This window comes from Klebsiella sp. 2680, from assembly GCF_900198535.1.
Taxonomy (GTDB): domain Bacteria; phylum Pseudomonadota; class Gammaproteobacteria; order Enterobacterales; family Enterobacteriaceae; genus Klebsiella; species Klebsiella indica.
In genome coordinates, this window is the sequence record NZ_FZNJ01000003.1 from 793,256 (window position 1) to 807,674 (window position 14,419).

General features: G+C 54.9%; 8 protein-coding genes and 1 pseudogene. 3 read left to right on the plus strand and 6 right to left on the minus strand.

The genetic code is table 11. The annotated features are described in order from the left end of the window. Nucleotides 1-182: 182 nt before the first annotated feature. Together arcB and FN037_RS16920 are read right to left on the minus strand one after the other, a co-directional pair. Entirely contained in the window at nt 183-2,522 is a 2,340-nt protein-coding gene (gene arcB / locus FN037_RS16915) for an aerobic respiration two-component sensor histidine kinase ArcB (protein ID WP_142502750.1), read from the minus strand. 92 nt (nt 2,523-2,614) lie between these two features. Then, nucleotides 2,615-3,544 carry a TIGR01212 family radical SAM protein gene (locus FN037_RS16920; protein WP_138362913.1) on the minus strand — a complete coding sequence of 310 codons (930 nt, stop codon included), beginning with the start codon at nt 3,542-3,544 and terminating at the stop codon, nt 2,615-2,617. Between the two features lie 673 nt (nt 3,545-4,217). Between FN037_RS16920 and gltB the strand changes: the two genes are divergently transcribed. From gltB to FN037_RS16935, 3 genes and pseudogenes are all read left to right on the plus strand, one after another. After that, nucleotides 4,218-8,678 carry a glutamate synthase large subunit gene (gene gltB / locus FN037_RS16925; RefSeq protein ID WP_142502751.1) on the plus strand — a complete coding sequence of 1,487 codons (4,461 nt, stop codon included), beginning with the start codon at nt 4,218-4,220 and terminating at the stop codon, nt 8,676-8,678. Nucleotides 8,679-8,687: 9 nt separating this feature from the next. Continuing rightward, nucleotides 8,688-10,106, plus strand: coding sequence for a glutamate synthase subunit GltD (gltD, locus tag FN037_RS16930; RefSeq protein ID WP_138362911.1), 1,419 nt, complete (start codon nt 8,688-8,690; stop codon nt 10,104-10,106). A gap of 209 nt (nt 10,107-10,315) precedes the next feature. Next, nucleotides 10,316-10,746: pseudogene (locus FN037_RS16935) on the plus strand (DUF1016 N-terminal domain-containing protein); the annotation flags it as partial. Nucleotides 10,747-10,805: 59 nt separating this feature from the next. On the opposite strand, the gene nanQ reads toward FN037_RS16935, so the two are convergent. Genes nanQ through nanT form a run of 4 tightly spaced genes read right to left on the minus strand, consistent with a single transcriptional unit; the run spans nt 10,806 to nt 14,371 of the window. Beyond that, nucleotides 10,806-11,273 (minus strand): N-acetylneuraminate anomerase, encoded by a 468-nt coding sequence (gene nanQ, locus FN037_RS16940; protein WP_142502781.1) that lies wholly within the window; start codon nt 11,271-11,273, stop codon nt 10,806-10,808. Beyond that, on the minus strand, nt 11,273-12,145 hold the full coding sequence (nanK, locus tag FN037_RS16945; protein ID WP_142502782.1) for an N-acetylmannosamine kinase: 873 nt from the start codon (nt 12,143-12,145) through the stop codon (nt 11,273-11,275). The genes nanQ and nanK overlap by 1 nt, the downstream gene beginning before the upstream one ends. Further along, nucleotides 12,142-12,831 (minus strand): N-acetylmannosamine-6-phosphate 2-epimerase, encoded by a 690-nt coding sequence (locus FN037_RS16950; protein ID WP_142502752.1) that lies wholly within the window; start codon nt 12,829-12,831, stop codon nt 12,142-12,144. The genes nanK and FN037_RS16950 overlap by 4 nt, the downstream gene beginning before the upstream one ends. A 49-nt stretch (nt 12,832-12,880) precedes the next feature. Further along, nucleotides 12,881-14,371, minus strand: coding sequence for a sialic acid transporter NanT (gene nanT / locus FN037_RS16955; protein ID WP_142502753.1), 1,491 nt, complete (start codon nt 14,369-14,371; stop codon nt 12,881-12,883). Nucleotides 14,372-14,419: the final 48 nt, after the last annotated feature.

Consider the following 14,419-nt stretch of genomic DNA (forward strand, 5'->3'; position numbering starts at 1 on the left):
ACTCGCTATGCTTCACATATTTTACCGATTCACGTAACAAATTATTTAAGGTTTGCTATCTTAATGAGCGAGCAAACCAAATTCTCAGGTTGCGCCGCGTAAAAAATCACTCAAATGATTCTGGCCCAACAACCCGTTCCCTGGTGTTGGCGCAGTATTCGCGCACCCCGGTTTATCCGGGGTCATTTTTTCTCCGCCGCCGCGACCCATGCTTTTAGCACGGCTACATCGCTTTGCCACTCGGATTTCATCTCTTCAACCCATTCAGCAACATTATCTGACCATGCGGGCAGATCCGGTGTTTGAATCTGCTGACCAAGCTGCTGAATGTGACGTAAGCCGATTGAGCCCGCAGCCCCCTTTATCTTATGTCCTTCATCGACAATCCCTTTTTGGTCACGCGCGGTCAGATTTGATTCGAGTACAGCCAGATAACCCGGCATCATTCTCTCAAAAACCGCCAGACCATCATTAATCAACTTTGGTCCCACCAGCGAGATGTATTGCTCAAGCATGGGAATATCCAGCACAAAAGTCGATTTATCGACATCTATAGAGGGCATCTCGTTCTCTTCCTCTTCCGGTGAATCCCAGTATTTCTTGATAATCGCGGTTAACGCCGGAACAGAGAGTGGCTTACTGAGCACATCGTCCATCCCTGCCTCCAGATACTCTTTTTTATCCTTCAGTACGTTAGCCGTGAGCGCCACCAACGGCGGAAGTTGATCAGCAGTGAAACGTTGCTTCAACTGACGAGAGATATCCAGGCCCGTCATATCCGGCAATTGAATATCCAGCAGCACCAGATCATATTCACCGGGGGTAAACATCTCCAGCGCGGCTTTCCCGGTCATCGCCACATCCACGCTGTTACCCAGTTTCTCCAGCACCGAGCGCGCGACAACCACGTTTAATTCGATATCCTCCACCAGCAGCACATTCAGTGCGGGTAATGGCATATCATCTTGCGCCAGAGTATCTTCCACTTCTTCCGCAACGGCAGGCGCATGTACGGTGAGAGTGAAGATCGCTCCCTTACCTGGCTGACTGGAAACGCAAATATCGCCCCCCATATTCCGCGCCAGGCGACGTGATACGGCGAGGCCGATGCCGGTACCGGTTGCCGGTTTGCCACCATGGCTATCTTTAACCTGATAATACATCGCGAAAATCTTATCCTGCTCCGCTTCAGGAATGCCGATCCCCGAATCTTCCACTTCAAAGTGCAGGATATCGCCTGCATCATAGCGCACGCGAACGTTCACACACCCGCCTTGCGGGGTAAACTTCACGGCATTACTGATAAGATTCCACAAAATTTGACGCAGACGCGTACCATCGGTGATCACTTTATGCGGCAGCGGCAAGGTAGGTTCCAGCACAAATTGCAGACCTTTCTGCTGCGTCTGAAGGCCAGAGAGGTTTTCCAGATCGGCGAGGAAACCGGTGAAATCAACCGGCTGGTTGTCCAGCTGAATTTTACGCCGTTCCATCTTATCCATCTCAATAATATCGTTGAAGATATTACCCAGCGTTACTGCAGAAACATGGATAGTTTTCAGGTATTTTTCCTGTTCGTCAGTCAGTTCGGTATCCAGCAGGATCCGGCTAAGCCCCACGATGCCATTAAGCGGCGTACGCAGCTCGTGACTGATTGTTGAGATGAAGGTGGTCTTATCCCGGCTGGCCCGCTCCAGCGCATCCTGGTAGCGCTTACGTTCGGTAATATCGCGACCAAACCCCATCAGCCCACGCCGTTTACCAACACGGTCATAGTACGGCACTTTACGGATTTCAAAGCAGGCTTTCCGCCCGTCCGGGTAATCCAGCCACTGTTCATAGGTCAACGAAATGTTATGGCGGAAGACTTTCTCATCCGTCTCCAGCACCTTATCCGCCGCCTCTTCGCTGTATACATCCTGTGGCTTCAGGTGAATAAGCTGTTTTTCACTTTTGCCCGTCAATAGCTCCACGGCGCGGTTACAGCCGGAAAACTCTTTATCTTCATTGCGATAGAAGACCAAATCCGGTGATGCATCAAGGAAAGAACGCAGAAAGGAGGACTGCTGTTCAAGCTGAATTTGCGTCTCTTCACGCTCCTTCATTTCTATTTTCAGTTGCTCAAGCGTCGTTTCACGCTCCGCCTCGGCTTTTTCACGCTCACCGATTTCCTGATTCAGTTGAGCGATGTTGTCTTTAAGCTTGACGTTAAGATTGAGATCGCGCTCGCGCATCTCCTCCAGTTTCTCCACCAACCGCGAGAGACGCTGTCTGGACTCTTCCAGTTGCTCAACCACCACCGAGAGGAAATAGACCGCCCACGGGGTGATCAGCAGGCCAAAGAAAATGGAGCGGATAACATCAATGCTTTCCACCTGGCCATGCAGCACCATCGTAACGGCCATCTGCACAACAATCGCCAGTACCACCAGCGCCAGAGCCAGCAGCATTGAAAAACGCACCAGACCCAGCTTCATCATCAGGTCAACATAATACTGCGCCAGCATACGAATTTGCTTCATAAGGAATTCCTTAGCGACAACTCCGCACAATAATACTCAATTCTGAGCAAGACGCTGTAAGTTGTGCAAAAAATGCAGAGACCCTTCATACTTCACGCGACAGGCTGGCGCCACGGCAATCCCAGCGCCGCCCCCTGAACGCCATGTTCGCGGAGATATTTATCCAGCTCAACCATTCCGGTCCAGCGATTCTCACACCATAAAGGGGCCAACAGCGTCGGACGACGGGCGCTGGCGGAAATACGGTGATAAATCACCTCAGGTGGAGTATGGCGGATCATCTCTCCAGCGATGGTCGTATAGTCGTCCAGCTCAATCCCCTTCAACCGTCCGGCCTGCCACGCCTTCGCCATGATGCTTCCCTTCACAATATGAAGCGGGTGCAGCTTAATGCCATCCACACCGGTTTCCACCACCTGTTCTAACGTCTCCAGGCATTCTGCCTGCCCTTCCCCCGGCAGGCCGACGATAAGGTGGCAGCATACCTTCAGCCCTCGCTCACGCGCCAGACGCGCAGTACGCTGGTAGCAGGCAAAATCATGGCCGCGATTAATTCGATGCAGCGTCTTATCGTGGGCGGTTTGCAGCCCCAGCTCAAGCCATACCTCGTAACCCTGTTGCCGATATTCGCAAAGCAGATCCACGACGGCGCCTGGGACGCAATCCGGGCGCGTACCGACACACAATCCGACGATACTGGCCTGGCTGACCGCCTGTTGATACAGGGCGCGCAGCACCTGTACCTCAGCAAAGGTGCTGGTATAAGCCTGAAAATAGGCCAGATAGCGCTTAGCCCGATTAACCAACTGCGCCTGATGCGCCAGTTGTTCGACAATAGAGCGATGCTGCTGTTCTTCGTCGGCAAAGGAGGCGACATTGCAGAAAGTACAGCCGCCGCGGCCAATGGTGCCATCACGATTCGGGCAGCTAAAGCCGCCATGCAGCGTCAGTTTATGGACCTTTTCGCCATAGCGACGCGCAAGATCCCCGCCAAACATATTGACTAATTTTTGTAACTGCATAATCTGGTAGACCGGCCTTAAGAAAGGGGCCAAGCCTGCCATTTTTAGCCGCTGACGACGATGACCTGGATCAATCGTCAACGTGGCCGTTTATCCCGTTGCATAAAAAATCAAGATAACTGCAATTAAATTCACCTTTAAGGTAATGAGTTTTCCTTATATATAGCCGCAAATTTACCATTATCTTTATCAGGGCACAAAACAGTGTTAAAAACCAAAAAACAGAAAAAAACAAGAAAAAAAATCCAAAAATAAAAAATAATTAAGCATATAAATACAATATCATGCCATTGATATAGTGAGACAGATCACACTCGATTATGCCCCCCGATACGTTTCAATGGCATTTAAAATGCGATTATTTTAATAAAAATCATCACGTTAAATGTTGTATAGTACATTTTTGTATAAATAAGATTGCCATTTGACGTATGTGTGGATTCCCGATAAGTTGGGAATCCGCTGGAAGCTTTCTGGATGAGCGTTCTGCTCATCATATTTATGCAGTAATTGAGATTCCCTCTTAATAGCAAGTCCTCAAACTTGTGTTCCGATGCGAAAAGGATTTAAAGAGGGCGAATGCGAGGTGTAAACCCCGTCGCCATGCTCTTTCTGTGCCCGTGCGCAATCGGTATCGGAGGGCGTCCCGTAGAGCCTGGGGAGGTTCACTGATATGTTGTACGATAAATCCCTTGAGAGGGATAACTGTGGTTTCGGCCTGATCGCCCACATAGAAGGCGAACCTAGCCACAAGGTGGTGCGAACCGCTATACACGCACTGGCCCGAATGCAGCACCGCGGTGCGATCCTTGCCGATGGAAAAACCGGCGACGGTTGTGGCCTGTTGCTACAAAAACCCGATCGCTTTTTCCGGATTGTTGCGGAAGAGCGCGGCTGGCGTTTAGCCAAGAATTATGCCGTTGGGATGTTATTCCTTAATAAAGATCCTGAACTGGCCAAAGCGGCGCGCCGTATCGTCGAAGAAGAACTTCAGCGTGAAACGCTGTCTATTGTCGGCTGGCGCGAAGTGCCTACCAACGATGGCGTTCTCGGTGAAATCGCCCTCTCCTCGCTGCCACGTATTGAGCAAATCTTTGTTAACGCCCCGGCAGGCTGGCGTCCGCGCGACATGGAGCGCCGTTTATTCATCGCCCGTCGCCGTATCGAAAAACGTCTGCAGGATGATAAAGATTTTTACGTTTGCAGCCTGTCGAATCTGGTCAATATTTATAAAGGTCTGTGTATGCCGGCGGATCTGCCGCGCTTCTACCTGGATCTCGCGGATCTGCGCCTGGAATCAGCCATTTGCCTGTTCCATCAGCGCTTTTCCACTAACACCGTGCCACGCTGGCCGCTGGCGCAGCCGTTCCGCTATCTGGCGCACAACGGCGAAATCAATACCATCACCGGTAACCGCCAGTGGGCTCGCGCCCGTACCTATAAATTCCAGACGCCGCTGATCCCGGATCTCCACGATGCCGCGCCATTTGTCAATGAAACCGGCTCCGACTCCAGCTCCATGGATAATATGCTGGAGCTGCTGCTGGCGGGCGGGATGGACATTATCCGCGCCATGCGCCTGCTGGTTCCGCCAGCCTGGCAGAACAACCCGGATATGGATCCCGAGCTGCGCGCGTTCTTTGACTTTAACTCCATGCACATGGAGCCGTGGGACGGCCCGGCGGGCATCGTGATGTCCGATGGTCGTTTCGCCGCCTGTAATCTTGACCGTAACGGCCTGCGCCCGGCGCGCTACGTGATCACTAGCGACAAACTCATCACCTGCGCCTCCGAAGTCGGTATCTGGGATTACCAGCCGGATGAAGTGGTGGAAAAAGGCCGCGTCGGCCCCGGCGAGCTGATGGTTATCGATACCCGTGAGGGGCGCATCCTGCACTCTGCGGAAACCGACAACGATCTGCAAAGCCGCCATCCGTATAAAGAGTGGATGGAGAAAAACGTCCGTCGCCTGGTGCCATTCGAAGAGCTGCCCGATGAAGAGGTCGGTAATCGTCAGTTGGATGATGATACCCTCGCCAGCTACCAGAAACAGTTCAACTACAGCGCTGAAGAGCTGGACTCCGTCCTGCGGGTATTGGGTGAAAACGGCCAGGAGGCAGTCGGTTCAATGGGTGACGATACCCCATTCGCCGTTCTTTCCAGCCAGCCGCGTATCATTTACGACTATTTCCGCCAGCAATTTGCGCAGGTGACCAACCCGCCGATCGATCCGCTGCGTGAAGCGCACGTCATGTCGCTGGCCACCAGCATTGGCCGTGAAATGAACGTCTTCTGCGAAGCGGAAGGCCAGGCTCACCGCCTGAGCTTCAAGTCGCCGATTCTGCTGTACTCTGATTTTAAACAGCTGACCACCATGGAAGAAGAGCACTATCGTGCCGACATCCTGGATATCACCTTTGATGCCAGCGAAACCACGCTGGCTGAAACGGTCAAAGTGCTGTGCGATAAAGCCGAACAGATGGTGCGTAATGGTACCGTCCTGCTGGTGCTGTCCGATCGCAACATCGGTAAAAACCGCCTGCCGGTACCGGCCCCAATGGCCGTGGGAGCGATTCAGACCCGTCTGGTGGATAAGAGCCTGCGTTGCGACGCTAACATTATTGTTGAAACGGCCAGCGCCCGCGATCCGCACCACTTTGCTGTGCTGCTGGGCTTCGGCGCGACGGCTATCTACCCGTTCCTCGCCTATGAAAGCCTGGCGAAACTGGTGGATAACAACACGATTGACAAAGCGTACCGTACGGTGATGCTGAACTACCGTAACGGTATCAACAAAGGTCTGTATAAGATCATGTCGAAGATGGGTATTTCGACCGTCGCATCCTATCGCTGCTCGAAGTTGTTCGAAGCTGTGGGCCTGCATCGCGAAGTATCCGACCTGTGCTTCCAGGGCGTGGTCAGCCGTATCGGCGGTGCCGGTTTCGACGACTTCCAGCAAGACCTGCTGAACCTGTCGAAACGCGCCTGGCTGATGCGTAAACCGCTGGCCCAGGGCGGACTGTTGAAATATGTCCATGGCGGCGAATATCACGCCTATAACCCGGATGTGGTGCGTACCCTGCAGCAAGCGGTACAAAGCGGCGAATACAGTGATTATCAGCAGTACGCCAGGCTGGTCAATGAGCGCCCGGCGGCAACGCTGCGCGATTTGTTAGCGGTGACCCCTGACGGGGCCACCGTCAGCCTGGACGACGTTGAACCGGCAAGCGAGTTGTTTAAACGTTTCGACACGGCGGCGATGTCTATCGGCGCGCTAAGCCCGGAAGCGCACGAAGCACTGGCAGAAGCGATGAACGGCATCGGCGGTAACTCTAACTCCGGCGAAGGGGGTGAAGATCCGGCACGCTATGGCACCAATAAAGTGTCGCGCATCAAGCAGGTAGCCTCCGGTCGTTTCGGTGTCACCCCTGCTTACCTGGTCAACGCTGATGTGATCCAGATTAAAGTTGCTCAGGGCGCGAAGCCTGGCGAAGGCGGTCAGTTGCCGGGCGATAAAGTTACGCCATATATCGCCAGACTGCGTTATTCCGTACCTGGCGTGACGCTGATCTCTCCGCCGCCGCACCACGATATCTACTCTATCGAGGATCTGGCGCAGCTGATTTTCGACCTGAAACAGGTCAACCCGAAAGCGATGATCTCCGTGAAGCTGGTTTCTGAACCGGGCGTCGGCACCATCGCGACCGGCGTGGCGAAAGCCTATGCTGATCTGATCACCATCGCCGGTTACGACGGCGGTACTGGCGCCAGCCCGCTATCTTCAGTGAAATACGCGGGTTGTCCGTGGGAACTGGGGCTGGTGGAAACCCAGCAGGCGCTGGTGGCCAACGGCCTGCGTCACAAGATTCGTCTGCAGGTGGATGGCGGTCTGAAAACCGGCCTCGATATCATCAAAGCGGCAATTCTTGGTGCGGAAAGCTTCGGCTTCGGCACCGGCCCGATGGTAGCGCTGGGCTGTAAATATCTGCGTATTTGCCATCTGAACAACTGCGCAACCGGCGTCGCAACCCAGGATGATAAGCTGCGGAAAAACCACTACCACGGCTTACCGTTCAAAGTGACCAACTACTTTGAATTTATCGCCCGTGAAACTCGCGAGCTGATGGCATCGCTTGGCGTGAAGCGTCTGGTGGATCTGATTGGTCGTACCGACTTGCTGAAAGAACTGGAAGGGTTTACGGCTAAGCAGCAGAAGCTGGAACTGTCCCGACTGCTGGAAACCGCGGAACCGCATCCAGGTAAGGCGCTGTATTGCACCGAGAACAACCCGCCGTTCGACAACGGCGTGCTCAATGCGCAACTGCTGCAACAGGCAAAACCCTTTGTTGACAGCAAGCAGAGTAAAACGTTCTGGTTCGATATCCGTAACACCGACCGCTCCGTTGGGGCCTCGCTGTCCGGTTATATCGCCCAGACCCACGGCGACCAGGGGCTGGCTGCTGACCCGATTATCGCCCACTTCAGCGGGACGGCCGGCCAAAGCTTCGGTGTCTGGAACGCGGGCGGCGTTGAACTGCATCTTACCGGCGACGCTAACGATTATGTGGGTAAAGGTATGGCTGGCGGCCTGATCGCCATTCGCCCTCCGGTTGGTTCAGCCTTCCGGAGCCACGAAGCCAGCATCATCGGCAACACCTGCCTGTACGGCGCAACTGGCGGTCGTCTGTATGCGGCTGGCCGCGCAGGCGAGCGCTTCGCGGTGCGTAACTCCGGCGCGATCACCATCGTCGAAGGCATTGGCGACAACGGCTGTGAATATATGACCGGCGGCATCGTCTGCGTGCTGGGCAAAACCGGTGTTAACTTCGGCGCGGGAATGACCGGCGGCTTTGCTTATGTTCTGGATGAAGACGGCGATTTCCGCAAACGCGTGAACCCGGAGCTGGTGGAAGTGCTGGACGTTGAGTCTCTGGCTATCCACGAAGAGCACTTGCGCGGTTTGATTACCGAGCACGTGCAGCTTACCGGTTCGCAGCGCGGCGAAGAGATCCTGGCCAACTGGCCGGCCTTCTCGGCGAAGTTCGCACTGGTTAAACCGAAGTCCAGCGATGTTAAAGCACTGTTGGGTCACCGTAGTCGTTCCGCAGCGGAGCTGCGGGTGCAGGCGCAGTAAGGGGTTAAGATGAGTCAGAATGTTTATCAATTTATCGACTTACAGCGCGTTGATCCGCCGAAAAAAGCGCTGAAGATCCGTAAAATTGAGTTTGTGGAAATTTATGAGCCGTTTTCAGAAGGCCAGGCTAAGGCACAGGCAGATCGCTGCCTGTCCTGCGGCAACCCGTACTGCGAATGGAAGTGCCCGGTGCACAACTACATCCCGAACTGGCTGAAGCTGGCGAATGAAGGGCGTATCTTCGAAGCGGCGGAACTGTCGCATCAGACCAACACGCTGCCGGAAGTCTGCGGGCGCGTTTGCCCGCAGGACCGCCTGTGCGAAGGTTCCTGTACCCTGAACGATGAGTTCGGCGCGGTAACCATCGGCAATATCGAGCGCTATATCAATGATAAAGCATTTGAAATGGGCTGGCGTCCAGACCTGTCTGGCGTAAAGCAAACCGGCAAAACCGTCGCGATTATTGGCGCCGGCCCGGCTGGCCTGGCCTGTGCGGATGTGCTGACCCGTAACGGCGTGAAAGCGGTGGTCTTTGATCGTCATCCGGAAATCGGCGGCCTGCTGACCTTCGGTATTCCGGCCTTTAAGCTGGAAAAAGAGGTGATGACTCGTCGTCGCGAGATCTTCACCGGCATGGGTATTGAATTCAGGCTCAACACCGAAGTGGGCCGTGATGTGCAGCTCGACGACCTGCTGAAAGATTACGATGCCGTATTCCTTGGCGTCGGCACCTATCAGTCAATGCGCGGTGGGTTGGAAAATGAAGACGCCTCTGGCGTGTTCGACGCGCTACCGTTCCTGATCGCCAATACCAGGCAGATTATGGGCTTTGGCGAAACGACTGAGCAACCATTTGTCAGCATGGAAGGTAAACGCGTGGTGGTCCTCGGCGGTGGCGATACCGCAATGGACTGTGTACGTACGTCTATTCGTCAAAACGCCTCTCACGTCATTTGCGCCTATCGCCGTGACGAAGAGAATATGCCGGGCTCTAAACGCGAAGTGAAAAACGCGCGTGAAGAGGGTGTCGAGTTCCAGTTCAACGTCCAGCCGTTAGGCATTGAAGTGAATGCTAACGGTAAAGTCTGCGGCGTGAAGATGGCGCGTACCGAAATGGGCCAGCCAGACGCGAAAGGCCGTCGGCGCGCGGAAATCGTCGCCGGTTCTGAACACGTCGTACCTGCTGATGCGGTTATTATGGCATTTGGTTTCCGTCCGCACAGCATGGAATGGCTGGCGAAACACAGCGTGGAGCTGGATTCCCAGGGGCGCGTCATTGCGCCGGAAGGCAGCGATAATGCCTTCCAGACCAGTAACCCAAAAATCTTCGCCGGTGGCGATATCGTGCGCGGTTCCGATCTGGTGGTGACGGCGATTGCCGAAGGCCGTAAGGCGGCGGATGGGATTCTGAACTACCTGGAAGTGTAATACTTCTGGCTCCCCTGCCACAGCCTGACGCTGATGGATGGGGAGCCAATATTTCTCTGCTAAATATATGCGAATTCGTTCTTCGAAAGCCGCTCGCAAATACGGCTGTAACTCAATGTAATACACCTCTCCTGGATTGACCGGGATATGCCTGAAGCGTATTGGTAGCGATATATTTTTCATTTCGAAACTATCACGTCAGGGATGACATGACTGTAACAACACCACCTCAACACGCTGATGATTATCAGCAAATCCATGACGGTATTATTCGATTAGTAGACACTGCCCATACCAAAGCCGTCCGCAGTATGAATGCTTTGATGACGGCAACCATTGGGAAATCGGCAGGAGAATTATCGAGTTTGAACAAGGTGGCGAAGCACGAGCGGCTTAGGGTATTTAACTCATTGAGCGGTTATCCGCAAATTTAAGCCAGCGCTATAAGCGTGAGTTCTCCACCAGGAATCTGTGGCAAATGAGAACATTTTATCTGTATTTTCAGTATATTAATATTCTGCAGACAGTGTCTGCGGAATCTCCACGTTTGATACAACTCACTAAAGTTTTTCCGCTACCCTGGTCAGCTCACGTGAGTTTACTATCGGCAAAAAATCCCGACGCCAGCACTTTTTACGAGTATGCACTATCTGAAGAGATAAAACGTTACACCGGATGGCTATAAACCATCCGGTATTTTCATGCCTCTAATAAGCTGGCGCGCACCTTCACCACAGCTTTCTTAATCTCCCCTGGCTCGCCAGCCATACACCCGGGCTTATGGGGTTCCCCCGGCATAAACACGGAGAACATCCCCGGTGTCAGCGTAATGGACTGCTGTTCATGGATGCGGCGGCAAAGCTGGTAATCCTCTTCATCATGCAGCTCCTCGCATTCGCGCGCTGACCCGACGACGCCGAACAGAATGCGCTCCTCACCCGTCAATAACAGCTGAATGTCGATGTACTGCACATGCAGCTCCGCTTTTTTCTCCTGCGGCGACTGCGTGGCAAACTGCATCACATTCATAAACACATCGTCGCCCTGTAATTCGTAGCGCCCGGGCGTTTTCTCCTGCGGCCTTGCTGCCAGCGCCAGGGTTAACGCATCCAGCAATACCGGATGCAGTCCGGCAGACGGTAACGACTGAATTTCTCCCATCAACATCATTTATCTCCCTGAACTAACAACGCGGCGCCCAGTAGCCCTGCATCATGTCGGTAATGCGCTGCGCTCAACGCCACCTGATAAACCGCCGGTTCCTGCGCCAGAAAGTGGCGTACCTGCGCCAGATATCCCTCAGCTAACCCTACACTGCCGCCAATAACCACCTGCTGGCAATCCGTTGTCGCTTTAACATCGGCAATTAACCGCGCGACAACCTGCGCGGAGTGCTGAACCAGACGCACGGCCTGTTCGTTCCCGGCCGCCGCATGTGCAAAGACAGTTCTGGCATCGCACCCGGCCAGGGCCCCCTGCGCCGCTGCCGCGATGCCGCGTCCAGAGGCGATAGCCTCCACACAGCCGCGTCGTCCGCAACCGCAAACCGGCCCCTGCGGATCGGCCAGCGTATGCCCCAGATGCCCGGCCAGACCGCTCATCCCGGTGAGCAATCTGCCATCGCTCACCACACCGCCGCCAACGCCGGTCGACACGGTAATAAACACCATATCGCGGACATCAGACGTAAGGGCATGGTATTCCGCCCATGCCGCCGCCTGCGCATCATTCACCGCCAGCGTCGGCAGACCGGTAAGATCTTCTAACGTCGGCACCAACGGAAAATGCAGCAGACCGCCCAGGTTATGCGGATTTATCGCCAGTAGCGCGCCTTCTCTGATAATGCCGGTAGAGGCTATCGCCACCCGCTGCGCGGTCGTTTGCAGCGGTTCAACCAGCGCTTTTAGCGCCTCTCGCAGCGCATCCGGCGTTTTGCTGGCGGGGGTCGGCAATTCACGTCGTTCGCGGATGCGTAAATCATCATCCACCCGCGCGGCAGCCAGCTTGGTGCCGCCAATATCGATCGCCAGCGTGCTCATGACGTCGCCTTTTTCAATGCCGTGTTGTACCACTGACAAATATGTTCCAGCCGCGTAATGGCAGATCCCACCGTCACCGCCCACGCGCCGTGACGCATGGCTTCAGCGGCCTGTGCCGGCGTGTTGTAACGCCCCTCGGCAATCACCCGGCATCCGGCATCATGCAGGACTTTGACCAGCGCGAGGTCAGGTTCGTCCGGCGTGTCCGGCGTGGTGTATCCCGACAGCGTGGTGCCGATAATTTCCGCGCCACGCCGCTGACAGGATAAGCCATCCTCCAGTGACGAGCAGTCGGTCATCGCCAGCAACTGGTGCTGATGAATACGCGCCAGCAGCGCATCGACGGTCGCCGGACGTACACGGTCAGTACCGTCAACCGCAATAATATCCGCCCCGGCCTGTGCCAGCGCATCCACATCCTCAAGGAATGGCGTGATGCGTACCGGGGAGTCGTCAAGGTCACGCTTGAGAATACCGATAATCGGTACGGAGACCAGCGCACGGGTCGCCCGCAAATTGTCCACGCCTTCAATGCGTAGCGCGACGGCGCCAGCCTGCTCCGCCGCCAGCGCCATCGCAGCCACGATGTCCGGTTTATCGAGCGGGCTGCCTGGAACCGGCTGGCAGGAGACAATCAACCCGCCATTGGCGGTAATGTTTTTATCCAGTTGTTCAAGTAACGACATATCCACTTCCTTACGCAGGTCGCCCGGCAAACTGGCCGGGCAAACCTCATCAGCTTTTGGTTTTTACAAAGGTGCTTTTGTCGCCGCCAAACGGCACGGCCCCGCTGAACGGTTTTCCGTCGATAGCATCATGCATACGTAATGCTTCAGGACGCAGCCAGCGCTGTACGCGAGACGGCATATCCAGCCCAATCAACAGGATCACCACAAAGGTCAGACTAAAGGAGAGCGATCCCAGCGCAGTGCCCAGATCCAGACGCTGTGCGATCAGCGCCCCGAGGATAGGGGCCAGCGCGCCGCCCAGTGCGCCGACGTTATAGGTAAAGCCCAGACCTGCCGCTCGTTGGTCGGTATCAAAATAACCGCCAATGAGTTTCGGTAAGATCCCGGAGATCCCCTGCCCCAGCATCTGCTGGAAAAACAGTAGCAGACCCAGTACCCAGACGTTTGCGCCGCCAATCGCAAATACCGGAATGATCAGCACCTGGGAAGCCAGCAAACTGCAAACGTAGGCTTTGCGCGTACCCAGCCAGTCGCCGAGGAAACCGCCCACGCAGCAGCCGACTGCCGCCCCAAAGCCGCTAAAGAAAAGCACCTGCGCAACGGTGTGAGGATCGTAAGCCAGTTCAGTTTTCAGATACGTTGGCAGCAGCGCCTGAATCGGCCATGAATAGAGGAAAGCAAAGAGCACCACGATCATCAGCATCACGCCCGTTGGCCAGCGTTTGCCGCTGCTTTGCACCATAAAACTGATGAAGATAACGGCGCACAGTAACCCTAACACCGCCACGATCGCCGCGTTTTGCAGGTCGCCCGCAAAGCAGAACCACAGCGCGGTTGCGGCGGCGATCGTCATCAGCACATTGACGACGCGATGTTCGCCCCGGTAGAGGATATCCACCATCGTGCGCACCGGCGCTTTGCCTTCGTGTTTCTCTTTCCAGTCTTCCGCTTCAGGGATGTTTTTACGCAGCCAGAGCGCGAAAATGATCGGCAGAATGCCAATGAAGAACAGCGCGCGCCAGCCCCAGACCGGAACCACCAGGCTGTAAACCTGCGCCGCCACGACCGCCCCGACGGAGAAACCGGAAATCAGGAATCCACTGGCTTTATTACGTAAGTGCTTCGGCCAGCTTTCAATGACATAAGTGGCGCTGGAGCCATATTCGCCCGCCATTCCCATACCGATCACCAGACGGGCGATAAACATGGTGGTATAGCCGGGCGCAAAACCGCAGGCCAGCGTCCCCATAGAGAAAAGAATGATACTGGTGACCATCGCCAGACGTCGGCCATAGCGGTCACCCATTGCGCCTAACATCAGCCCGCCAAACCAGCGGGAAATAAACGCCGCCGAGATCAGGCTGGCCGCCTGAACCGTCGTTAACCCAAACTCGCCCTGCACTTCTGTCAGAACAAGGGCTATCAACACAAAATCAAAACCATCAAGCAAATATCCCAGCCAGGCGGCGGAAAATGCCCGCCACTGCGCCCGGTTGAGATGGCGATACCACGGGATATTCTGGGTAGAAGTACTCATTTTTCATTCTCCCGACGATTTTTATTGTCGCTTTGCCGGATGGCGGCT

Coding starts and splice junctions, on each gene's coding strand:
- arcB (WP_142502750.1), bottom strand. CDS start 2,522: ATGAAGCAAATTCGTATGCTGGCGCAGTATTATGTTGACCTGATGATG.
- FN037_RS16920 (WP_138362913.1), bottom strand. CDS start 3,544: ATGCAGTTACAAAAATTAGTCAATATGTTTGGCGGGGATCTTGCGCGT.
- gltB (WP_142502751.1), top strand. CDS start 4,218: ATGTTGTACGATAAATCCCTTGAGAGGGATAACTGTGGTTTCGGCCTG.
- gltD (WP_138362911.1), top strand. CDS start 8,688: ATGAGTCAGAATGTTTATCAATTTATCGACTTACAGCGCGTTGATCCG.
- nanQ (WP_142502781.1), bottom strand. CDS start 11,273: ATGTTGATGGGAGAAATTCAGTCGTTACCGTCTGCCGGACTGCATCCG.
- nanK (WP_142502782.1), bottom strand. CDS start 12,145: ATGAGCACGCTGGCGATCGATATTGGCGGCACCAAGCTGGCTGCCGCG.
- FN037_RS16950 (WP_142502752.1), bottom strand. CDS start 12,831: ATGTCGTTACTTGAACAACTGGATAAAAACATTACCGCCAATGGCGGG.
- nanT (WP_142502753.1), bottom strand. CDS start 14,371: ATGAGTACTTCTACCCAGAATATCCCGTGGTATCGCCATCTCAACCGG.